At 63.3% G+C, this 22,671-nt stretch carries 22 protein-coding genes; 8 read left to right on the top strand and 14 right to left on the bottom strand.

Annotated elements, in window-relative coordinates:
- Positions 1–411: 411 nt before the first annotated feature.
- The 4 genes from rplI to rpsF form a co-directional block, all read right to left on the bottom strand.
- On the bottom strand, positions 412–867 hold the full coding sequence (gene rplI / locus AC1DWA_RS17010) for a 50S ribosomal protein L9 (protein ID WP_007735531.1): 456 nt from the start codon (positions 865–867) through the stop codon (positions 412–414).
- Positions 868–885: 18 nt separating this feature from the next.
- Complete coding sequence (rpsR, locus tag AC1DWA_RS17005; RefSeq protein ID WP_003941245.1) at positions 886–1,128, bottom strand: 30S ribosomal protein S18; 243 nt, start codon at positions 1,126–1,128, stop codon at positions 886–888.
- 39 nt (positions 1,129–1,167) lie between these two features.
- A complete protein-coding gene (locus tag AC1DWA_RS17000; RefSeq protein ID WP_003941248.1) occupies positions 1,168–1,692 on the bottom strand; it encodes a single-stranded DNA-binding protein in 525 nt (174 codons plus the stop codon).
- Positions 1,693–1,756: 64 nt separating this feature from the next.
- Positions 1,757–2,044 carry a 30S ribosomal protein S6 gene (gene rpsF / locus AC1DWA_RS16995; protein ID WP_003941237.1) on the bottom strand — a complete coding sequence of 96 codons (288 nt, stop codon included), beginning with the start codon at positions 2,042–2,044 and terminating at the stop codon, positions 1,757–1,759.
- 210 nt (positions 2,045–2,254) lie between these two features.
- Between rpsF and AC1DWA_RS16990 the strand changes: the two genes are divergently transcribed.
- From AC1DWA_RS16990 to AC1DWA_RS16980, 3 genes are read left to right on the top strand one after another with little or no spacing between them, the layout of a single operon-like run.
- Complete coding sequence (locus AC1DWA_RS16990; RefSeq protein ID WP_007735530.1) at positions 2,255–3,610, top strand: glycosyltransferase family 87 protein; 1,356 nt, start codon at positions 2,255–2,257, stop codon at positions 3,608–3,610.
- Positions 3,610–4,194 carry a GNAT family N-acetyltransferase gene (locus AC1DWA_RS16985; protein ID WP_477846557.1) on the top strand — a complete coding sequence of 195 codons (585 nt, stop codon included), beginning with the start codon at positions 3,610–3,612 and terminating at the stop codon, positions 4,192–4,194. Before AC1DWA_RS16990 ends, AC1DWA_RS16985 begins: the two co-directional genes overlap by 1 nt.
- 45 nt (positions 4,195–4,239) lie before the next feature.
- On the top strand, positions 4,240–5,019 hold the full coding sequence (locus AC1DWA_RS16980; RefSeq protein ID WP_477846556.1) for a DUF4190 domain-containing protein: 780 nt from the start codon (positions 4,240–4,242) through the stop codon (positions 5,017–5,019).
- Between the two features lie 6 nt (positions 5,020–5,025).
- Here AC1DWA_RS16980 and AC1DWA_RS16975 read toward each other — a convergent pair whose 3' ends face one another.
- On the bottom strand, positions 5,026–8,868 hold the full coding sequence (locus AC1DWA_RS16975) for an nSTAND1 domain-containing NTPase (RefSeq protein WP_477846555.1): 3,843 nt from the start codon (positions 8,866–8,868) through the stop codon (positions 5,026–5,028).
- 187 nt (positions 8,869–9,055) lie between these two features.
- On the opposite strand from AC1DWA_RS16975, the gene AC1DWA_RS16970 reads away from it, so the two are divergent.
- A complete protein-coding gene (locus tag AC1DWA_RS16970; RefSeq protein ID WP_020909716.1) occupies positions 9,056–9,355 on the top strand; it encodes a helix-turn-helix transcriptional regulator in 300 nt (99 codons plus the stop codon).
- 2 nt (positions 9,356–9,357) lie between these two features.
- On the opposite strand, the gene AC1DWA_RS16965 is transcribed toward AC1DWA_RS16970, so the two are convergent.
- From AC1DWA_RS16965 to AC1DWA_RS16955, 3 genes are all read right to left on the bottom strand, one after another.
- Complete coding sequence (locus tag AC1DWA_RS16965) at positions 9,358–10,935, bottom strand: glycosyltransferase family 87 protein (RefSeq protein WP_029256732.1); 1,578 nt, start codon at positions 10,933–10,935, stop codon at positions 9,358–9,360.
- A gap of 39 nt (positions 10,936–10,974) precedes the next feature.
- The gene (locus tag AC1DWA_RS16960; RefSeq protein WP_133727383.1) at positions 10,975–13,122 is read right to left on the bottom strand and encodes a transglycosylase domain-containing protein; all 2,148 of its coding nucleotides are present in this window, start codon (positions 13,120–13,122) and stop codon (positions 10,975–10,977) included.
- Positions 13,123–13,699: 577 nt separating this feature from the next.
- The gene (locus AC1DWA_RS16955; protein ID WP_042448217.1) at positions 13,700–14,119 is read right to left on the bottom strand and encodes a DUF5318 family protein; all 420 of its coding nucleotides are present in this window, start codon (positions 14,117–14,119) and stop codon (positions 13,700–13,702) included.
- Between the two features lie 107 nt (positions 14,120–14,226).
- On the opposite strand from AC1DWA_RS16955, the gene AC1DWA_RS16950 reads away from it, so the two are divergent.
- The 3 genes from AC1DWA_RS16950 to AC1DWA_RS16940 are packed head-to-tail and all read left to right on the top strand — an operon-like array spanning position 14,227 to position 16,645.
- Positions 14,227–14,991 (top strand): DUF1707 SHOCT-like domain-containing protein, encoded by a 765-nt coding sequence (locus AC1DWA_RS16950; protein WP_060939392.1) that lies wholly within the window; start codon positions 14,227–14,229, stop codon positions 14,989–14,991.
- A gap of 30 nt (positions 14,992–15,021) precedes the next feature.
- The gene (locus AC1DWA_RS16945) at positions 15,022–15,834 is read left to right on the top strand and encodes a DUF1707 SHOCT-like domain-containing protein (protein ID WP_020971370.1); all 813 of its coding nucleotides are present in this window, start codon (positions 15,022–15,024) and stop codon (positions 15,832–15,834) included.
- Positions 15,835–15,844: 10 nt separating this feature from the next.
- Positions 15,845–16,645 carry a DUF1707 SHOCT-like domain-containing protein gene (locus AC1DWA_RS16940; protein ID WP_477846554.1) on the top strand — a complete coding sequence of 267 codons (801 nt, stop codon included), beginning with the start codon at positions 15,845–15,847 and terminating at the stop codon, positions 16,643–16,645.
- Here AC1DWA_RS16940 and AC1DWA_RS16935 read toward each other — a convergent pair.
- Positions 16,627–17,811 carry a M20 metallopeptidase family protein gene (locus tag AC1DWA_RS16935; RefSeq protein WP_477846553.1) on the bottom strand — a complete coding sequence of 395 codons (1,185 nt, stop codon included), beginning with the start codon at positions 17,809–17,811 and terminating at the stop codon, positions 16,627–16,629. The genes AC1DWA_RS16940 and AC1DWA_RS16935 overlap by 19 nt on opposite strands.
- A complete protein-coding gene (locus AC1DWA_RS16930; protein ID WP_178377362.1) occupies positions 17,808–18,389 on the bottom strand; it encodes a VOC family protein in 582 nt (193 codons plus the stop codon). The genes AC1DWA_RS16935 and AC1DWA_RS16930 overlap by 4 nt, the downstream gene beginning before the upstream one ends.
- A gap of 41 nt (positions 18,390–18,430) precedes the next feature.
- Between AC1DWA_RS16930 and AC1DWA_RS16925 the strand changes: the two genes are divergently transcribed.
- Positions 18,431–19,285 (top strand): MerR family transcriptional regulator, encoded by an 855-nt coding sequence (locus tag AC1DWA_RS16925; protein ID WP_020971374.1) that lies wholly within the window; start codon positions 18,431–18,433, stop codon positions 19,283–19,285.
- A 21-nt stretch (positions 19,286–19,306) separates the two neighbouring features.
- Here the strand turns inward: AC1DWA_RS16925 and AC1DWA_RS16920 are convergent, their stop codons facing one another.
- From AC1DWA_RS16920 to AC1DWA_RS16905, 4 genes are read right to left on the bottom strand one after another with little or no spacing between them, the layout of a single operon-like run.
- Positions 19,307–20,116 (bottom strand): cyclase family protein, encoded by an 810-nt coding sequence (locus AC1DWA_RS16920; RefSeq protein WP_081377613.1) that lies wholly within the window; start codon positions 20,114–20,116, stop codon positions 19,307–19,309.
- Positions 20,113–20,694: a flavin reductase family protein gene (locus AC1DWA_RS16915; protein ID WP_020971376.1), complete on the bottom strand. Its 582-nt coding sequence runs from the start codon at positions 20,692–20,694 to the stop codon at positions 20,113–20,115. The genes AC1DWA_RS16920 and AC1DWA_RS16915 overlap by 4 nt, the downstream gene beginning before the upstream one ends.
- The gene (locus AC1DWA_RS16910) at positions 20,694–22,184 is read right to left on the bottom strand and encodes a 4-hydroxyphenylacetate 3-hydroxylase N-terminal domain-containing protein (RefSeq protein WP_477846552.1); all 1,491 of its coding nucleotides are present in this window, start codon (positions 22,182–22,184) and stop codon (positions 20,694–20,696) included. The genes AC1DWA_RS16915 and AC1DWA_RS16910 overlap by 1 nt, the downstream gene beginning before the upstream one ends.
- Before the next feature lie 17 nt (positions 22,185–22,201).
- Positions 22,202–22,654 (bottom strand): RidA family protein, encoded by a 453-nt coding sequence (locus tag AC1DWA_RS16905; protein ID WP_020971378.1) that lies wholly within the window; start codon positions 22,652–22,654, stop codon positions 22,202–22,204.
- Positions 22,655–22,671 lie beyond the last annotated feature (17 nt).

Here is a 22,671-nt window from a genome sequence, read left to right as displayed (position 1 = left end):
ACCTTCCCGTAAAACACTCGACGACACTGCCAGAAACCGCAGCGCCCTCATCATTTGTACCTGCCCCCACCGACATCCCCTAGCCGCATTCGGCCGGGCTGTAGATAGACGCCGAGATGACGTTAGGGACTAGTAGGTCCGCATACAAACCGGACTGTGGATAAACCTGTGGATGCTTTGTGGAAACTCCCGCCCCACGGTGTGCACCGCCTGTGGAGCATTTGGGGACTACTTTGCCTAGTAACTACAAAAGACCAGGTAGATGGCTATCCCCAATTTCACAGGCCTGTTGATGAAAATAGTTTTTCCACAGTCGGCGCGTCGGCGTGTCGGGCGTGTTGCCTCGCCCGATTCGTCACTGATCAGCCCCACACACCGAAGTGTGCGGGGCCCGACGAGATGAACAGTCGACTATGCGCCGACGACGTTCAGGTTGAACTTGGCAACCACATCGGGGTGCAGGTTCACGACCACGGCGTGCTTGCCCGTGTTCTTGATGTGAGCCTTCGGCAACACGATGGAGCGCTTGTCGACAACCGGTCCACCGGCAGCCTTGATCGCAGCAGCGACGTCAGCGACGGTAACCGAACCGAAGAGCTTGCCCGAGCCACCGGCGGTCTTGACCGTCAGCGTTACGGACTCGAGGCCCTCGATAGCTGCCTTGAGCTCCTTGGCGTGATCCAGGCCGCGCACAGCGCGCGCTTCCTGTGCACGACGGATGCCCTCGACCTGCTTCTCGGCGCCACGGGTGGCGACGATTGCCAGTCCGCGGGGGAGCAGGTAGTTACGGCCGTAGCCGTCCTTGACCTCCACGGTGTCGCCAGGCGCACCGAGGTTGTCCACGTCAGCGGTGAGGATGAGCTTCATGTTCTTTCCTCCCTTTCCTTAGCGAGCCACGGTGGCGTAAGGCAGCAGTGCTACCTCACGTGAGTTCTTGACGGCAATGGCAACGTCGCGCTGGTGCTGGACGCAATTGCCGGTGACACGGCGAGCACGGATCTTTCCGCGATCGCTGACGTACTTACGAAGCAACGTCGTGTCCTTGTAGTTGATCTGCGTGTTCTTCTCTTTGCAGAAGGTGCAGACCTTCTTCTTCATAACCTTGTCGCGCAAGGGCGGCTTCGGCATGTCTTTGCTCTTTTCTGGATGTTCCTGATCAGGTACGGATCAGAAGGGCGGTTCGTCGCTGCCCGCACCACCGAAGGAGCCCGAAGCCTGAGGCGCACTGCCCCAAGGATCGTCTCCACCCGAAGGTGCAGCGCTCGGACGTCCGCCACCCGATCCGCCGGAGGAACCGCCGAAGTTGCCGCCTCCACCGCCGCCACCACGGTTGGCCTTGTTGACCTTTGCCGTGGCGTACTTCAGTGAAGGACCGATTTCATCGACTTCGAGCTCGACGACAGTTCGCTTTTCGCCCTCGCGAGTTTCGTACGAACGCTGCTTGAGCCGGCCGCTCACGATTACTCGTGAACCACGGGTCAAGCTCTCCGCGACGTTCTCGGCTGCTTCGCGCCAGATGTTGCAACGCATGAACAGCGCATCGCCGTCTTTCCATTCATTGGAATTACGGTCGAAGGTGCGGGGCGTGGAAGCAACCGTGAAGTTTGCAACCGCGGCACCCGCCGGGGTGAAACGAAGTTCAGGATCAGCCGTCAGGTTTCCGATGACGGTGATGATGGTGTCGCCAGCCATGTGGTTCCTCCTGCATTGATGTAAGACCGTTGGGCGCGAGAGTAGAGCTCGCTACCGACAGTAATTACTTGTTGTGGCGCAGAACCTTCGTGCGCAGAACCGACTCGTTCAGACCGAGCTGACGATCGAGCTCAGCGACGGTGGCGGGAGTGGCGTTGATGTCGATCACCGCGTAGATACCTTCAGCATGCTTCAGGATCTCGTAGGCGAGACGACGCTTACCCCAGACATCGACCTTGTCGATCGTGCCGCCGTGCTGGCGCACAACATTGAGGAACGTATCCAGTGAAGGAGCGACAGTGCGCTCGTCCAGGCTGGGGTCAAGGATGACCATCAATTCGTAATGACGCATAAGACCTCATCACCTCCTGTGGACTAAGTGAAAACGGCCACGGACTATCCGTGGCAGGAGGGTCGTTGCGTCAGCAACCCTCGTAGGTTACACGAGGGGCCTTGACCAGGGAAATCGTCCCGGCCCTCCAGGAAGACCACCAGATCGATGCGCGACGCGTGGTGCAGACGCATCACCCCGCGAGCCACTGCGCCCCCTAGGGTGAGAATCATGCGAACAGACCGCAAGACCCCGGCGTCGATCCTGGCGTTGGTCGTCGGATTGTGCGGGCTGACGATGGCGCTGGGCTATTTCAACAAGGCCAGATGCGGCGGTGCACCGTTCGCGCCCGACGGCCGAAGCCTGAACTTCGACGTCAACAAGAACATCGACGTCTGCTACTCCGACATTCAGTTGCTCTGGCTCGGACGAGGTATCGATCAGCATCTGTTCCCCTTCGTCACCGGAGGGATAACGCCCGAAGGATTCCTGACCGGCGGAACCGTCGAATACCCGGTGCTCAGCGGAATTCTGATGTGGCTGGGCGGTATCGGCTCACACACCGACACCGATTTCCTTCTGCACTCGGCCCTGATCCTGGCTCCTTTCGGACTGCTCACGGCGTGGATGCTCGGCAAGATGAGCGGCGCGTACGCGCTCGTGTGGTCGGCGACTCCGCCCCTGGTTCTGTACGCATTCCACAACTGGGAGCTCCCGGTGGTGGCCACCAGCGTCGGCGCGATCTTCCTGATGACGTTCGAGCGGATCCCGCTGCGAACTCGCGCGGTTCTGGCGGCCGTCATCCTGGCGATCGGTTTCTGTTTGAAGCTGTACCCGGGAATGTTCGTGCTGCCGCTCATGGCCTACGTGCTTCTACGCGGCACCGAAGGCAAGCGCTACGACGTTCGTGGGGCGCTGATGACGGCGGGCGCGGCGATCGTCACCGTCGTCCTCGTCAACCTGCCGTTCGCCCTCATTTCCTACGAAGGCTGGCGCGCGTCGTTCAGCTTCCAGGAGAAGCGAAGCGCGGACATCACCACCAATTCGGTGTGGTTCTGGGGTTTGCGCCCGTTCTACGGTTTCGGAGTTCGCGAGCTCAACGCCGACTACGACGCACTGGTGAGCATCCTGTCTCCGGTGATGATCCTGTTGTCGTTCGCGCTCGCGATGTATCTGGGTTGGCGCCGCTACGTCCGCGACGGCTACTTTCCGTGGATTGCGGTCAGTGCCGCGATGCTGTGCGGATTCGTGTTGCTGCACAAGGTCAATTCACCGCAGTACACACTGTGGATCCTGCCTTTCCTCGTACTGTTCAAGATCCGGTGGTTCTGGATCGTCGCCTATCTGATCGCCGACGCGGCGTTGGGTATCGGCATCTTCCGGTACTTCTACCAACTGGACATGAATCTCGATCCGAGCAAGTACGAAGCCGTCGTCCAAGCGAGTGTGTGGGGCCACGTCATCCTGCTCGCCGTGTTCTTCTTCCTGTTCCTGCGAGTCCCGTTGCGGTATCCGCTGGCCGGTGGGACCGATCAGATTGCCAACTCCGACAACAACCTTCCGACTCACTCACGGGAGCACGCCTGATGACTGCATCATGGTTCGAATCACCGACGCTGACCGGTGATCGTGTCCGACTCGAACCCCTGGGCGTCGCGCACACCGACGCTCTGCTCGCTGCTGCCGACGACGCGGCGATCTTTCGTTGGACCGCATCGCCCATCACCGATCGGGAACAGGCACGGAAGTACATCGCTGCAGCAACCGACGACCCCAATCGGATCGCCTTCGCGCAGGTGAACATCGCCACGAACGCCGTGGTCGGCGCTACGTCCATGTACCAGATCGACCCGGTAAACCGCAGTCTTGCAATCGGATACACGTGGTTGTCGCGATCTGTTCAGGGAACCGGGATCAATCCCGAATCGAAGCTGCTCCTGCTTCGTCACGCCTTCGACCAGCTCGAGGCCGTACGCGTCGAGTGGCACACGGACGAGTTCAACGAACAGTCCAGGGCAGCGATCGCAAAGCTCGGCGCTCAGTTCGAGGGCCTGCTGCGCAAGCACCGACGCCGCGCCGATGGCAGTTGGCGTACAACAGCGCTGTTCGCGATGACCGACGACGACTGGCCGACCATCGCACCTCAGCTCGAGACACGTACCCGAAACTAGCGATCACCTGCACTCTTCGGCCAAGTCCATGCCAAGATTCACCTCATGAGCAATCAGGGTGGGTACGGGTACCAGGGCAATCAGAATTGGCAACCGGCTCCGTACGGGCAGCCCGATCCGTACGGCAGGCGCCCGACGAACACACTCGCGGTGCTCGCCCTCGTCTTCGCGTTCCTCATCGCGCCGTTGGGGATCGTCTTCGGGCACATCGCTCGCGGCCAGATCAAACGGACCGGCGAAGAAGGCGACGGACTCGCCCTTGCCGGACTGATCATCGGCTACATCTTCACCGCACTCGGCATCCTGGCCGTGATCGTGTGGATCGCGTTCTTCGGGCTGCTCGCCGCCGCTTTCGGCAACGCCGCCAATGACGCGAGTTCGCGGAGTTTCACCTACACGACGCCGTACTCGTACTCCACGACCACGACTCGGGCACCGAGTGCACCCACCACAGCGCCGAAAACGACGACGCCACCACGCGTCACAACCTCGATCGGTCCGGCGCCGACCGTCTCTGGCACCGACCGTCAGGGTTTCATCTCCGGCGGCCCCAGTTGCAACTCCACCAATCCTGCCGTCGCCATCGCCGTCACGACCGGATCACGAATCGTCATCTGCGAAACGGGAGTCGGCCGCTACTACTACAAGGGTCAACGGCTGAGCGACGGCGCCACCATCGAACTCGACGATCCGACGCCCACCGGCAACGGATTCACCGTCACCAACAAGGACGTGACGTACCAGCTCACCTCCGCCGGACTGGTGATCACCGGCAGCGGAGGCGAGCTGGGTCGGGAACCGGCGCTCGAGTTCTGGATGAACTGACCCACGTCAGCCGGCGCACGGATCCTGATAGGGAACACCGGGCAGGTAACGCTCCCATTCGGCTTCCGTGATGGGAGATCCTGCGGTGCGGCACAATCGATCAACGACGCTGTCGGGGTCGATTCCCCACAAGCGAACGGTCTTGTCCGACCCGCTGCCCGCGATCATGTCACTCTCGCCGGCGAACTGAGCGTCGTTGACGCGACCCGGGTAGGCGGACAGCGTCGCAAATCGTGTTGACCGCGAGGGGGTCTCGATATCCCAGAGCCAGACGGTTCCGTCGCCGACACCGGCAGCGAGCCGATCACCGGCGCGGTTGAACGAGATCGAATAGATTGCGCCCTCGGGACCGAGAAGACGAGCGAGCTCCTCGGGTGCCGACGGTGTGCGTACGTCCCACACGGCGACCCTGTGATCCGCACTTCCGGCGGCCAACAACGTCCCGTCGGCGCTGAAAGACACTGCTAGTGCGTAACTTTCGAATCCACCCACCGTCGCCGCCACCCGGGGCGACGCTGGGTTCGACACATCCCACAGATCCACTTCGTTCTTGGCGTTCGCGATCGCCAGGATGTCGGCGCCCGGTTGAAATGCCATCATCTGCGGGTAAGAGCCGACATCGGTCGACGACAGCAGCTTCGGTTCCGATGGATCGGAAACGTCGACCAACGCAATGCTGTTGTCGTCCTGCGAGGACACCGCCAGCAGATCTCCGGCGGGATTCAACGCGACGACCGCCACGATGCCCTTCACGTACACCGCGGGTTCGCTGTAGATCCGTGGCGACGCCGGATCACTCAGGTCCCAAAGATATGCACCGCCGCCGCCGGTGCCGCTCACAGCCAGGTTCCCGTCTGCCGACACCGCCGACGCACCGCTGAAAGAGTCGTCCCCTTGCGGTTTCAACTCCGGCATCACCGCGGGGCGATCGAGATCCTCGGTGTTCCACGCCAACATCGCGCCACCCCTGGCCCCGACGCCGGCCACCAGACGCGAGCCGTCCGCGGCAAAGGGACTGGTGAAAATCGTGTCCCGAGGTCCCGCCCAGACCGGACCCGGTAGAGCCCACACGCGAGTCACACCGTTGAGTCCTCCGGTGACCAGGTTGCGGCCGTCGTCGCTGTAGTCGACGGTGGTCACCGCCCCACTGTCCGGAAGTGTTTCGATCAACGCCCCGGTTCGTGGGTCCCACACGCGCACGGAGTTGTCGGAACTTCCTGCGGCAAGACGTGTTCCGTCTTTGCCGTAGTTGAGTTCGTTGACGTAGCTGGAAAATCCCGTCAGTGCCGGCAGGGGAGTGGGGCGCGCCGGATCGCTCATGGCCCACCGAACCACCTCCCTGCCAGTGGTTCCCGCCGCAAGCTCGCGTCCGTCCGGACTGAAGGCGACACCGAGGTAGTGGACGGTGGTGCCGTTCGGCTCGGTCGCGAAGATCGGCGCCGATTCCTCACCCCACTTCGCGACGTCCCACACACGAAGTGTCGATTGACGCCCGCCTGCCACGAGGAAACGTCCGTCAGGACTGAACGTCGCGGTGACGATGCCGTCAGCTGGGTGCGGAAGAGCAGGCAAAGCAACGGCATTCGCGGAAACGTCGATGTTCCATCGCAGGACGTCGGGCGTCGAGGTACCGGCGACCAGCTTGGTTCCGTCTGGACTGAACTCCATGTCCTGCACTACGCGTTCACCGTCGACGGGAAGAGTTCCACGGACCGGATTCTCGGGATCCGACACGTCCCACAGCGCAGCGCCGCCGGCGCCACCGGTCGCAAGCAGCCGTCCGTCCGGGCTGTAGGCGACGGCAAAGAGCGCCGTGCCCTCCGAGACTCCGAGGAACTCCGCCTGCGGAACAGCTGAGGCCACACCGTCCACCATCGGATAAAGTCTGACCTTCCCATCCGAACCACTTACCGCCACAACAGTTCCGGCTGGGTTTATCCGGGCCTTCATCGCGCCGGGCGGTCCGATGATGCGAGTAGCCGAATGAACGCCCGACGCATCCAGCAATGCCGAGCGGGCTTCGGTCGTTTCGTTGACCGCAAATGCCGCCAGAGCAAGCTGCGACGCCAGCGACGGATCCCGCTCGCGCATCCTGATCGACTCGGTGGCCACCTGACGCGACATCGCCTCGTCTCGCGCGGTATCTGCTTGGACACGTTGACGATTGGCTCCGATACCGGCGACGGTCGCAACCACCGCCAACACCAGAGCGATCACCGACGCAGCTGCCAACGCAGTCACGAGCCGTCGCAGAACGCGTGTACGTCGGCGATCGGCAAATTCCTGCTGATCACGATGCTCGATGCTCGCAGCGAGGTACTCCCGCTCGGTGGCGTTGAGGTCGGCGGCGCGGGTCCGACTCGGTTCCAGTGGGAGACCGAGTTCACCCGAGTTCAGCCATTCTTCCGTCAGGTGAAGACGTGCGGGTCCGAGCAGCGCGCCGGGGTCGCGTCCACTGTCTTCCCACACCTGCGCCGCGTAGGTGAACCGGCGATGCACCGCCAGGCCGGCGCGGTCCGAGTCGATCCAATCGCGAAGCCGACTCCACGCTGACAGTAAGACCTCGTGCGAAACCTCGACCGTCTCTTCGTCGACGGTGAGAAGGCGCCGTAAGGCGAACCGGTCGATGACGGTGTTCACGTCGTCGACGTCGTCACCGAGGAAGAGTTCGGTGCGCGGTGCACGCCGACGCGTCTGCGTCACTTCGTCGACGTTGACCAATCGGAGGAAGATCCTGCGCGCCAACTGCTGCTGCCGCTCTGTGAGCTCGCCGTACACTTCCTCCGCGCTTTGCTGGACGGCTCCGGCAATCCCGTCGGTGGCGTAGTAATCCGAGACGGTCAGAGTTTTACGCGTCGACCGTTGCCAGGTCCCCAACAGTGCGTGTGACAGCAAGGGCAAAGCTCCGGGGTCGCTCGCCGTACGCGAGCCGCGTGGTGTCAGCTCGGAGACCAGAACCTGAACCAATTCGCTCTGCACGGTCATCCCGGCCTTGACCGCCGGCTCGACGATCACCTCGCGCAATTGTTCGTCGGTCAGTGGCCCGACCACCATCGGCGAATCGTCGAGCAGCGGCACCAAAAGCGGTTCCTCCGCCGCGAGACCGTAGAAGTCGGCGCGCATTCCGATGACGGCGATGGTGTTCTCACCGAGTTCCGCGAGAGTCCGCAGTATTTCCTCGCGCCGATCACCGTCGCACTGCGTCCACAGTTCCTCGAACTGGTCGAGGATCAAGACGGTTGGTTCGTCGGAAATCGACGACGGAATTCCTCCCGTACCCGGCTGCAGGATTTCCACCCGCCAGCCGTCGAAACGTGAATCGCCCTCGGCAACCTTGGGGGCGAGTCCGGCCCGCAGCAACGACGACTTACCCGATCCGGAAGCACCGATCACCATGAACTGACTGCGGCCGACACCTCGTATCGCCGACGCCACCCGCTCGACCAAGTTGGCAGTGAGTTCGTCTCGACCGAAGAACCACTCGGCGTCCTCTTGTCGGAAAGATTCGAGACCTCGATACGGAACGGTGGCGTCGCCGCGTCGTCTGGCCGTCAGCTGCCTCACTCGTTGCACCGCACCGATCCAGCGCTGCCGCTCATCCTCGGAGTCGACACCGCAGGCCTCGAGGAGCGCAAAAAACATCGGGGTACTCGCCGGCGTCGGCAGGTGTTGGCCGGCGAACCATCCGCTGACGGTTCCGTGCAAACCACCCGAACGCTCGACGGCTTCGCGGACCGTCAGTCCGGCTGCCTTCCGCAACGCCGTGAGCGCCTCAGCAAACTGTCCACGCGACTCGATCTGGCCCGGATCGACCTGATTGTGCCTACCGGCTTCCGCCTTCGAGTTCATAGCGAGGCACTCTATCGGAGCAGGTAGGAGATTTGTCCGTTGTATGGACTCTGTATCGAGAGAGTTGCGTCCGTTCCACTGAGACGCCTAGATCGAAATACTCGTTCTCAGTCGCGCCCCATCTCAGCAGCCCTTCTGCAAATACGGCAGTCGACGCCCATTCCCTCCGTCGAAAGGCGCTGCGCGCATGTCTTCAATCGGCTTTTCTCCGAAGATCGAGGCAAACGTGTCCCGAGTCGGCAACCCCAAGCACGGCAAGCACAAGCCGAAGCTGAGCGTCCGCGAGATCGAAGTACTTCTCGCCTGGCTTCGTTCGGATTCCAAGTCCGAGGTCGCCGAGACACTCGGCCTACGCGTCTGCACCGTCAACACACACATCACTCGGGTACGCACGAAGTACAGCGACGTCGGGCGGCCGGCTCCCACGAAGGCAGCGTTGTTCGCCCGCGCGGTCCAGGACGGGTACACCACCCTCGACGAGTGGTGACCTCAGACCGCGACGGTTTCCGGTTCCTTCGCTTTGGACGGCTTCAACCAACCGGGTAGCCAGGCAGGTTGTTTGTCCGGAGCCTGATCGAGAACACCGCCCGCCGGATCGTCGATGAACCCGTACCGCACGAGATCCTCCGACGGCCGGTAGATCTGACGGAGCACCAGCGCGCACAGAACGAGTACCGCGATGTCCCGGATCACGACGGTTCCGGTGAACCACTGCTCGGGCAGCCCCTTGTTGGACACCCCGAGGTAATACATCATTCGAGGAACCCAGACCAGGGCGTCGATGGTCATCCACGCGAGCAGGAGTCTGCGGTGCGGCAAGGCCAACACGGCCAGCGGCACCAGCCACAGAGAATACTGCGGGCTCCACACCTTGTTGGTGAGCAAGAAGCCCGCCACCAACAGGAAGCACAACTGCGCAACGCGCGGACGACGCTGCGCCGTCAGGGCGACGTATCCGACACCGATGCAGACGGCCACGAACAAAAGCAGAGAGACGGCGTTGAGATTCGACGGTGACTCGCCCTGTGCGAGAGGACCGTCGAGGCCCTTCCACGACGTGAACGACGCGATCACGTTGTAGAGGGAATCTGGATCGGCCCCGCGCTCGGAGTTGAGCCGGAAGAACTCGTACCAACCATGCGGGTACAGCGCGGCGATGGGCAGGTTCACCGCAAGCCATGCCGCGACGGCACTGAGTGCGGTCACCAGCCAGTCCCTCGTCTTGCCCGCGCGCAGACACAGGACGAAAAGCGGTCCGAGTAGGAGCAGCGGGTAGAGCTTCGCGGCGCCGCCCAGGCCGAGCAGGATTCCCGCGAGCACTGGCCGCTTGCGTGCCCACGCCAACAACCCGCCAGCCGCGAACGCCGTCGCCAGAGGATCGAAGTTCGTGAACACGTGCACGATCACCAACGGGGAACACGCGATGAGCGCGCCGTCCCACACTCGTCGTCCGGCCAGCAGGGTGCTCGCCCACACGGTGACCAGCCACGCCAACGCCAACCCGAACGCCACGACGTTGAAATAGAGCGCCACCTGAATCGCGCCCGGCAGCCAGGTGATCGAATCCCACGCCTTGGCGACCTTCATCGCGCCGTACTGATAGAGCCCCGAGATGACCGGATACTCCATGTACCGCATCTGGATCGAACCGTCGCCGCGTACTTCTTCCCACGACGTCTTGTACGGGAATGCTCCCTGATCGAGGCGTTCGGCTCCGTACAGCGGAACGGTGTCGGAGTAACACATCGCCACGTACTGACGGCTGCCACTCCAGTCGAGGCCGACCTGCCCGCTCTCGCCGACCGGCGCCTGCTGAATACAGCCGGCCTTCGCGAACCAGCCGAAAGCCAAGAACACCACGGCGAGCAGAAGGATCACTCGCATCGGGGTGAAGAAGCGAGTGCGTCCGATCAGTGCGTGACGACCTACCGGACCGCCGACGGTTCCCGACAGCGCAGACACCATCGCGTCGTTGCGACTGGGAACGTCCCGCCAATCCGCCGAACGAAGATCTTCGGCCAGCGGAGCGGGGGAGGTCGGTTCGGCATCATCAGCATTCGCGGCCACTCCGCGAGGTTACCGTCTTTCGAACCGACCACCCTCCAACTACTGGCCGGGGCTCACACCTGCCGGTTCTTCCTCGGTGGTCTCGCCTGCCCCTGGTACCTGCGGCGTGGTTGTCGTCGGCCGGGAGATCCCCGGAATCGGGATGGTGATGCCCGGCAGAACCTCGACCTGCGTCGTCGTCACCACGGGCGGCGGAGTGGTTTCCGTCGTCGTCGGTGCGGTGGTCGGCGGCGCCGACGTCTTGGGCGGTGCAGGTGCCGTGTACTCCGGAACACCACCGGCTTGGCCGTTGATCTTGCCCGGCGTCGGGAACTTCTCGTTGTCGGTGCCCTCGAGAGCGCCGTCCATCGTGTCCTTCCAGATGTCCGAAGGCAGACCCGAGCCGTAGATCATCGCGCCGCCCGAGTTGGTGATCGCTTCACCGTCGGGAGTTCCGACCCAGACCGCGGTCGAGAGTGACGGCGTGTAGCCGACCATCCATGCGTCCTTGTTGGCTCCGGTGTCACCGAGCTGCGCGGTACCTGTCTTCGACGCCGACAGACGTCCGCCGGCCAGGTTGTGACCGCGCGAGTACGCCGCGATCGGCTGCATCGCAGCCGTCACGTTGTCCGCCACGGCAGCGTCGATGCGGTCCTCACCGGCGGGTGCGCCGCGGTCCAGCAGCACGGTGCCGTCGGCGGCAACGACCTTCTGGACGAAGTGTGGTGCGTGATACGTGCCGGATGCGGCGAGCGTCGCGTACGACGACGCCATGTCGAGCACGCGGGCCTGGTACTGGCCGAGCACGATGCCGTTGTTGGGACCGGAACCGTCAGCCTCGGTGAGCGACGGGCCGACGCCCGGGATGTCCTTCGGGATGCCTGCTTGGTGTGCGATGTCCGCGATTGCCTGCGGGCCGTTGCCGTCGAGGCTGAGCATCTGGCGGTAGAAGCTGGTGTTCAGCGAACGCTTGAGCGCCTCTGCGATGGTGCAGGTGCCGCAGCTTTCACCTTCGACGTTGCCGATGGAGATGCCGTTGACGGTCAGCGGCGAGCTGTCGTACATCTGCGAAAGCGGGATCCCCTGATCCAGGGCGGCTGCGAGACCGAACACCTTGAACGAGGAACCGGTCTGAAGTCCGGCATTCGCGAAGTCGTATCCCGCGCCGTCCTCACCGCCGTAGTACGCCTTGACGGCTCCGGTCTTCGGGTCGACCGATACAACGGCGGTGCGCAGGTTCTCCGGCTCACCCTCCATGTTGGAACGGGCTGCCTCGACCGCTGCGGCCTGAGCCTGCGGGTCGATGGTCGTGGTGATCTGCAAGCCCTCGGTGTTGAGCAACTGCTCGCTGATTCCAGCGTCGCCGATCTCCTTGAGCACCTGACGCTTGATCAGGCCCTCGGGTCCGGTCGAGCCTTGGCTGCTGTTGTCGACCTGGGCGAGCGGGATGTAGGCGGGGTACTGCATCGGCGTGCGCGCGGCCTGATCCAGCGTGCCGGCGGACACCATGCCGTCGAGCACGTAATCCCAACGGGACTTCGCGCCGGTCGGGTTGGTCTCGGGATCGAGGAGCGACGGAAGCTGAATCGACGATGCCAGGACGGCGCCTTCTTCGATGGTCAGCTGGTCGACGGGCTTGCCGAAGTAAGCCTTGGATGCTGCGCCGATGCCGTATGCGCCGCGACCGAAGTAAATGGTGTTCAGATACGCGGCGAGGATGTCGTCCTTGGACCACTCGTTGGCCATCTTCGAGGAGATGACGAGCTCTTTCATCTTTCGCGTCAGCGAACGCTCCGAGCCGACGAGCGCCTTCTTCACGTACTGCTGCGTGATGGTCGAGCCACCACCGGCACTGTCGCGACCGAGGACGTTGTCTCGGGCTGCGCGTGCGAAACCGGAGATCGAGAAGCCCGGGTTCGAGTAGAAATCGCGGTCCTCTGCGGCCAGAACGGCGTTCCGAACGTGAAGCGGTACCTGATCGAGCGAAACCTCGACGCGGTTGCCGTCCGGCGGGACGACAGTACTGATCACCGTGGTGCCGTCGGCGGCGAAGACCGTCGCCACCTGATTGGTCTTGAGGTCACCTGGCTTGGGGACGTCCTGCACGATGTACGCCGCCATGAAGGCAAGGACGGGCAGAACAAGACCGAGCGCCACCAAGACGTAGGCCGAGCGGCGAACTGTGCGCCACTTGGACTTCTTCTTCACGGTGCTCTTTCTTCCCTTCGGGGGTTGTCCGTCGTTGCCACCGCCACCGGAGCCACCTGTCGGCGGCTTCGTCGGCGGAGGCCCTACCGGCGGGCGGGTGCCCGCGTTGGTACGGGTGGTCGCTGCTGCTGCCGCGACGCGCTGGGTCGGTTCGTTTGCCTGAGCGCCTGCGGCGCGATCTCGAGGCGGCGGGCCGGCAGATCGGCCTTGCGGCGGACGACCCTGAGGAGGGGGACCGGCGGGGCGGCCCTGAGGAGGCGGGCCCGAAGGTCGGGCTTGCGGCGGACGACCCTGGGGCGGGGGTCCCATCGGACGGCCTTGCGGCGGACGACCCTGAGGGGGCGGACCCATCGGAGGGCGTCCCTGCGGTGGTGGACCCTGCGGAGGTGGACCCATCGGACGTCCCTGCGGCGGACGACCCTGAGGAGGTCCGGCGGGACGGTTGGGACCGACGGGACGGCCACCCGGGTTGTTGCCTCCCGGGTTGTTGTTGCTGGGGGAACTCACGAATCAAATCTCCAGTGGTCACGGACCGATCACGTGCAGACTTCGATCGGGCCCTTCTTCGGGTGTGGCGTTACTCGCTGGCGGTGCGCCGGCTTGGTGGGCGTGCTCGCCGCGGTCGCGGCGGCGCAGGTACTGCGCCGAGCACATAGGACTGCACCAAGTGGTTCCAACTGCAGGTACGGCACACCTCTACAACGTGCACCGTGAACTCCTCTGCTGTTTCCGCAAGCCGAGCGAGCTCGTCCGAGGTTCGGGCCGATCCCGAAACCTGACCGAGCTTGTCGCCGAACACCCAGGACACGAGCGTCAACTGTTCCTTGCGGCAAATGGGGCAGACGACGTCGCTGCCCCGGCCGTGGAACTTCGCGGCTCTGAGTAGGTACGGATCGGCGTCACACACTTGCTTGACGTCGGTCCTACCCGCAGACACTTCGGCCAGCACAGACCGACGCGCGAGCGCGTAGTCCACAACTTGCCGCTGTATCCGCACCTGACCAGCGTACGTGCGTCCGTGCCGCCACGGACGGTTCGGGAGGGTCACGATGAACACATTTTGCGGTCCGGACGCATGGCGACCAGCAATTATCATTGGAACCTGTGAGTTCTTCCAAGACGCCGGCCACCCGCGCACGCGATACGGACCGTATCGACGCCTGCGCCAGACTCGACGCCGCTTACGCCGAGGGACAACTGGGCGCCGCCGAATACTTCGATCGCACCGAGCAAGCGCGAACTGCCACGACGGTGGTCGAGTTGGCGTCGTTGATCGGCGATCTACAGGAAGCTGCACCTCGTGCGCGCGTGAAATCTCCCCACGTGACCTTTCGACGAAAAGTGCTCTACGTTTCGCTGGCCGCTGCGGCGGTGGCGGGCGCGATTGCACTGGCTGCAGCCCAACGCGGTCCGCTCGAGCCGCCGGCCGAGGTGGTCGAACGGTTCACAGCAAGCACCGAGCCTGCCGATTCTCCGTTTACTCCCACCGGCATCGACGACGTCTTCGCGTCGTTCGTCGCGACGTACGGTTCCGAGACGGTGCGGGTTGCGACCTTTTACCCCGATCGAGCGGTGGTCGGCCGCGTCGACGGATCAGGGAACTTCCGGAACTTCGATTTCCGCGGCACTCTCACTCCGTCCGACGAACCCGCGTCGGTGGCCGGCAACACGGACATGGACCTCACCAACGTGAACCGCGACGCCTTGGTATCGGTGATCGCACAGTCCCCCGCCGCGCTGGCCGGTACCCGCGTGGACCACATCACCTTGGCCGATTCGGGTGCGCCGGTGATAAGCATCTACGTCGTCGACGACACCGGGGCGTACACGGGCGTGCGCAAGATGACCTTCGACGGCAGGGTGTTCTGACGCACAGGCCTTGAATTTAGGATTCTCGGCATGGCCCAGAAATATCCGCCGAACACCCGCGCCGCAAACCGGGACAGGGAGACAACCGCGGCCGTCGTCGATGCGGCGTTCGGAGACGGACAGTTGAACGCCGCCGAGCATCGCGCTGCCGCGCAGGCGGTGGCGAAAGCGCGCACTCTCGACGAACTGGCCGCCATCGTCGCCGACTTGCAGGGCGCAGCGAATCCGCCGTCCGATCGACGTCGCCCACCAAAACGACCGGTGCCGTGGTTCGCAGCGGCAACGGTGGCGGCAGCGCTGGTCGTCGGCGTCGGGGCTTATTCGCTCACGCACCGAGATCCCGTGACGCCGCCGTCCGCAGTTGCGCCTGCCGTTGTCCCGAACCCGGAGCCCTTGGTCATACCCACACCCTTCATGGCGAGCGCGGAAGGGATCGCCCTCTTACGTGACCGGTTGCGGGAAAAGTTCGGCTCCACCGTCGTCGACGAGATCACCTTCAACAACAGCGCAGCCTATTTCTCCCTCGCTGTTCCCGGTCAACCCAACCGGAAGATCAAGTACTCCTTTCGCGGCGGCTTCACTGCGGACGGCGATCCGGAAAGCCGTAAGATCGACACTGCGACAGTCGATCTCGACGCGATTGATCTCGAAGCCGTACGACGAAACATCGAGGCGATCCAGCGGCACGTCAATGTGCCCGACGCCCAGGTCTACTACATTTCGTACACTGCCGGAGAAGAACCGCTGCTGGATATTTCGGCGAAAAACAGCTTCGGCGAAGGCGGATTCGTCAATACCACCTCCGCTGGCGAACTCGTCCGCGTCTACGCCTTCACCGATTAGGAATCAGATCATGCCGTCGAGTCCCTCCCCGTCTAAACGTGCACGAGATTCCGACCGAGCCGATACCTGTGGGGTGCTGGACAACGCCCTCGCAGACGGGCAGCTACATGCCGGAGAATACGAGTCTCGAACATCAAAAGCAATGTCCGCCAAAACAATTCACGACCTTCAGGTTCTCGTGAATGACCTTCAGATCCCCTCTCGATATCTCGACACCGAGGTGGTCCGGCCCCGCCTGCCTGCGCCACCGAAATCGGTGAAAGCTGCTGCGGCCGTCGTACTTGTCGCCGGTGTCGTCGGGGCGCTGATCGGTTCGGCCACCAACCCGGACACGTCACCGCTCGGGACCGACGCACCGATCCCGAATCTGATGACCGGCCACGGCGTGGCGCAGTTCATCGACGATTACCGGGCCGAATTCGGCGACACCATCGCCGATACCGTCTCGCTCAGTACCGAAAACGCAACCGTAGAACGAGTGGCCCATGATCAGCCCGGCAACTACGTCAGATACATCTACGATGGTGACTTCAAATCCTGGTCGACACCTTCACCCCGAACAACCGGGACACGAACAATCGACCTGTCGACGGTCGATCTCGAGGTTCTGGCGCGGCTGATCGCCGGCGCTCCGGAAACGCTCCGGGTTCCGGGCGGAGTGGTCGACCAGATCCGTTTCGAATACCCCACCATCGGCCGAGCCAACGAGCCGACTGTCTCTATGTACGTGAGAAACGAGGCCGACGACTCCGGCCACCTGGAGACCACACTGTCGGGCGAGCCATTGAGCGTCTACCCATTTGCGCCTTGATCTGCCAGACGCCCTTGCACCCACGCCACGATCAGATCCCGGGTGGGGGCGAGCACGTCATCGGAAAATGTCGCCCGCGCAGAGTGATTCGACGGTAAGTGGCTTTCGTCGCTGGTACGGGCCCCGACGAGCAGGAAGACACCGGGCACTTCGCGGAGGATCCACGAGAAATCCTCGGAGATTCCGATCGGCTGCTGCAATCGAGTGACCGACGTGCCGACTCCCGCGGCGACCGCATCCAGTCGGTCCAGTTCAATGCCGTTGCTGACTGTCGGCACAGTGTCCTGGGTCAGCACCACTTCAGCCTCGACGCCGTGCGCGTGTGCGACGCCGTCGACGGTACGACGCACGATCGACTGCAGACGCGCATCCGTGTCCTCCGAGAAACTGCGGATCACCCCGGACAGAGAAGCGTTGTCGGGTATGACGTTTCGCGCCTCACCGGCGCGTAATGCACCGAACACCACCGCAGCGGGCTCGAACATCGAGACGCCGTGTGACGCCGCGATCCCCACGGCACCAACAGCTTCCGCCGCCGCTGTGAGTGGACTACGCGCCAGGTGAGGGGAGGAGCCGTGGCCGCCACTGCCGGTGATGGTCACATCGACGAGCGTCGAACCCGACAGCACTGCACCCTCGCGTGACGCGAATTCACCGGCGCCGAGCAGATGAGCGAGGACGTGCAACCCCAGTGCGGCCACCGGGCGCGCGCCGGAAACGCCCAGGAGGCCTTCCTCGAGTGCCAGTTTCGCACCGCCGTGGCCTTCTTCTCCCGGCTGGAAGAAGAAGATGACGTCGCCGGTCAGATCGGCTCGCCTCTCCTGGGTTTCCAATGCCGCCGCGAGGACGATCGCCATGTGCGCGTCGTGACCGCACGCGTGCATCGCCCCGTTGCCCGACGCCCAGTCGAGTCCGGTGTCTTCGGCAACAGGGAGAGCGTCCATGTCGGATCGCACCAGGACGGTGGGAACCTGAGACGGGTTCGAGCGATCGACCCTGCCGCCGCGCACCACGGCGGTTACCGACGACATCGCGGTGCCGAGCGTCAGTTCGATTCCCGATTCGACGAGTCGGTCCAGCAGGTAGGCCTGGGTCAGCGGGAGGTCGAGGCCCACTTCGGGCATGGCGTGCAGATCGCGACGTACCGCGACGATGTTGATGCTCACAGAGTGCTCCAGATGTCGTTGGTGACGCTCAACTCGTGCCCGTCCGCGTCGTCGAGGGCGAACGAGTGAAGGGCTGCGGGTCCGCGGGTCGTCACCAGTTCAGTGGGTCCGTTGCTCAGACCGCCCGGTTCTTCGGGTCCGCGCAGGTGGATCTCCCGCAGTCGGCGCGGCTCAGATGTCGCGCCGGGAAACGCCTGGCCGCCGGGACGCTCGAGCCGGAAAGGTAGGTCAGGGCGAATGATCGCCTGGTCGCAGCCGACGAGGCGGACGCTGACGCCGGCGCGACTAAGCGGCACGGCGTCGTCGCCGACAGTGCCTGCCACTGCCCACGCCGCCAAGGCCCGGTCGTGTTCAAGTGCGGCAGAGACCAGTCGTCCGAAGGGGTGCTGCGCAGCGGCGACGGGGTCGTTCACAGTCGCCAGTTCCAGGTACGTCTCCCCCATCGGAATGATCAGATTGCTGGTGCCGACTCCGTCGTGGCGGCCACCGCCACGCACCTCGAGACCTGTCACCTGCGACACAATTTGTGCGGCTTTCTTCAAGTCGCCATGTACGAGAACTATATGATCTACGCGCACGTTCACCGTGATCCGTTTCCCCTTTCGTGAGGTCGAGGTCCATGTCTTCAACCAGTTCCCCGAATCGTCCGGACGAGCCGGTGCCGAAGTCTGCAACCGATGCCGCGATCCTCAAGATCGGCCACGTGGCCAGCATCGTCGGCGTGTCTACCGCACGAATTCGGTTGTGGGAGCAAGAACGGCTGATCACCCCTCTTCGCACCGAGTCCGGGCAACGCATGTATTCGATGCAGGACGTCAAACGGCTCGAGAAGATCCGCAAGCTCCTCGAATCCCGCTCCATGACCGTCGTCGGTATCCGTCAGGCGCTTGACGGCGACGTCGAGGACGACGCCCCACCCGCCGAAGACGACATCGGCGCCATAGGCGCCCGAGTCAAGGAGCTTCGACGCCGAAATCGGATGAGCCTGCGTGACCTTTCGCAGGAAATCGCGGTCAGCCCTTCTGCGTTGAGCGCATTCGAGCGTGGACTGAGCAAACCCAGCATCGGACGCATCACACAGATCGCACATGCGCTCGGAACGACCACGCCGGAGCTCCTCGGTATGCCGGCCTCCGAGGATCGGATGATCGTGCGCGCCGACGAGCGCGAAGTCCTTCCCCTCGAAGCCGAAGGCGTTCGAATCGAGAACCTTTACCAGTCGTCGACGGTGTTGCAGTCCCAGATGGTCACCATCGAGCCCGGTTTCGGCAGCGGTGAACCGATGACTCATGCAGGAGAAGAGTTCCTCACCGTTGTCGCCGGCAGCGTGGAGATCGTTCTCGACGGCGTCGAAACCGTGTCTCTGGCCACCGGCGACTCGATGACGTTTCCCAGCACTCGCCCGCACACTTACGCCAATCATGGCACCGTCACCGCCCGCGTAGTGTGGGTGAACACTCCACCGACCTTCTAATTCCTCCAGCCCTGTGCGTGGTTAAGGAGTCTCCGGACTCCCTAACCGCGCACGGGGGATCGCGACGGCCCGAATGGGCGAGCCGGTGCCGCCGACGAGGTGCAGTGGCAGGCCGAAGTAGTCGAAGCGGGTGTTCACCAACTGTCCCAGATTCTGCAAATGCTCGGTGTTCACGATCCCGTACTTCTTGCACACCATGTGTCCGGCGAAGCTGTTGTCGAGACTGTTGTCGATCGCATTGCAGTCGGTGCCGATGTTTACCACACCCTTCTTCGCGAGGTATTCGGCGCCCTCCCAGGAGAATCCGGGATTCTCGTCGATGTACTTGCGTTCGGGGAACCAGCGATCGCCGTAGTCGAACCAGGCCAGTACGATATCGCCGGGCCTGATCTCCTCACCTGCCTCGGCCAGCGCCCGCTCGGCGATCTCGACGTCCTCGATACCCGCCGATCCATGTGTCATCGGTTCGGGGCCTTCGAATTTCACGTGCGATAGATCGAGACAGACGGCCGAACCGTAGTAGTACGCCAACGGGGTGTTGTCGATGGTGGCGCCGTCGGGGTCGTACTCGATGGTCGCGTCGGCGTGGGTGCCGGCGTGCTCGCTGATCACGAGATTGCGCGCGTAGAACCCATCCTTGGTCCCGTACATCGCCTTGAACTGCTCGTGTGTCTGGTTCACCGGAGTGAAGGTGCGCTGATGGCCGAACCACATCGGCATCCCTTCGTACACCGGCCTGGTCAGATCGACTATCGGTTGACGGTTCTCGAGTAGCCGATCACCAAGCAGTGGGCTCTGCTGTCTGGCAGCCGTATCCGGTGTCGTGGTCATACGATCCCTCCTTCTGGGTCTCCCACGGCGAACGAGCCGAAGGTGCGGTCGAAGTACGTCAACGGTCCGGCAGTCTCCGCGTGAGCGCCTGCACGCGCCGAGACCACGTCGGCGACAACGAGGACGTGGTCGACGGCTTCCACCATGAAGACCACTGCGCATTCGATGTTGTACAGGGCCCCGTCGATCGCCGGCAGCGAGAACCGCGGTCCAGGGCTGCACAGTTGTTCTTCGGCAATGAATTTCGGCTTACCAGGCGCAGCGAGATCGGCGGCGAGCGCCATCTTGTCGTCGGAGAGGATTGCGACGCCGAAGCGCTCGCGCTCGGCGATGTAGCGGGCTGTGACATTGGTCTTGTTCACCGACAACGAGATCCGGGCCGGATCAGCCGAGAACGAGGACACCGAACTGAGCGTCAGCCCCCAAGGTCGCCCCTCGACCTCGGTGGTCACCACCACGATACCGCTCGCCAGCTTGCGCATCGAGGCAGCAAAATCCTCGGCGGGCACACATGGGTGGGTGGCGCCGGCTGCTGCACGAAGTGATGCGGTGCGTCTGTCCATCACCGGCGCGCCCATCAGGCGATCCCCACGTAGTCGCGGACTCGCCGAGCGGCTGCGGTGCGATCGGTCTTGGAGTAGACGAGGTTACGGACGAAGGCTGGCGGAGTGGCGTTGACGTTCTCGAACAGTCCGACGCGGCCCGCGTGAGCACCCGCGACCAGGTCCCAGACGAAGTTGAAGAAGGTGTTCTTGTCCCGGGCGGAGACCCCGGTTCCAGGAAAGAACTCTTCCATCCGGGAGCCGAATTCCGGATGATCCCAAACTTTTTCGGGCCAGCGGGCGATGAGCGCCTGCCCGCACAGATCGCGAAGCAGAAAGGTGATGCGGGGATAGTTCTCGATCGAGTAGAGACGGCCTGCCGTTGTCAGTTCCGGGTTCGGTACATGCAGGCCACACCATTCCACTGACTCGTGAACGGTGGCGAGCGAATACGCCTTGAGGGTTTGTGCGTAGAGCGTGATGTCGGCGACGGCAGCCTGCACACCGGGAATCTTGTCGGTGCCGAGGATCTCGGTGATCACCTGCGCCACACCGGTGAACATCTCTGCCCGGAAGGCCAGGCGCGTCATCACCGACCACAGCGAATACGCACAGGATTCGTAGTACAGGTCGAGCAATCCCAGGTTGTACTTGCTGAAGACGTACTCACGCGGGATGAACACCTTGTCGAAGATGATCGTCTGATCGAGTTCTTCACCGGCGTGATCGAGCGGGTGATCATTGCGCGGCGTGTTCATCTTCGCCGTCGGCTCGCGCAGGATGAGCGAGAGACCGGGGGAGTTGACCGGGATCGCCGCCCAGATGGCCGCTTCCGGCCCGACTCCACCGCCGAGAGTGGTCGAGAGAGTGAAAAAGTGTGCGAGGGAACCGATGCTACCGGCTACCTTCGCACCTGAGATGACGATTCCGTCGGGTCGGTCTTCGACAATGCGCAACTGCGACGGGCGCTCGTTTCGCGGAATACTCTTGTCGGACTGCGGGTCTGCGATCAGATCTGTGCTGAGCAGGTTGTGATCACCAGATATCTTCACGAAATCGCGTATGTTCTGCGCGAATTCAGGGTTCTCCGCTTCGATCCTGTCGATGGTCGAGAGGAAGCCGAGTGCCATCATTGCGCCGTAGTCGTTGGGACGGCCGTACATGCCCATGGTCTTCTGCGTGATCAGCCGCGTCGCTTCACGTTTGGCCATCAGGTCAGCGCGAGTGCGGGGAATCTGCCATCCGATGGCGCGTCGGCCACCGTCGTCGTCCACGTAGGTGAGAACGTCGCGGGTCTCCGACGCGAACTGGGCATCCTGAATTCCGGCCAGGGTGTTGACGGCACGCAGGTCGGGATGGGTGGTGACATCCTCGACATCCTCACCCTGTGAGGAAATGATGCGGCGGCCGTCGCGCAACGAGGCCTTGTACTGATCACCGGTGAGCAGGTGCCCTCCGGTCTGCGAGAGTTGTTCGGTGACCTTGTCGATGCGCAGTCTCCGGGCGTCGAGCGTGGGGTTGGTCATGATGTTCCTTTCGGTGATCAGCCGCGGATGACCGCGATGGCTTCGGCCTCGATGAGAAAGCCGTCGTACATGAGTCCGGCGACGCGTACGCCGGTACCGGCAGGCCCCTCTTCGGGGAGGAATTCCATCCGAACGCGGGTCATGGTCTCCCAGTTCTCCTGAACCTGGTCTCCCGAGCCGTCGAAGCAGTAGTAGGTATTGAGTTTGACGACGTCGCCCCAGGTGGCACCGGCCTCGGCCAGTACTGTGGTGAGCGACTCGAATACATTGCGGGTCTGCGCCTCGATGTCACCCTCTCCGAGGACGTTTCCGTGTTCGTCCGCCGAGAGTTGGCCGCCGGTGAAGACGAGGTTCCCGATCCGCCATCCCTGTGAGAACGGAGTCTTGATGTGGTGAGTCCAGGTGCTGTTCATCAGACGCTGGCGGTCAGTGCCGTCGCCGACGAGGTCGGCGAGTTCGGTCCCGGTCATGAATATTCCTTTCGGTG

Source organism: Rhodococcus sp. P4_F3_2, assembly GCF_056401335.1.
This window is presented reverse-complemented; position numbering and strand designations above follow the sequence as displayed.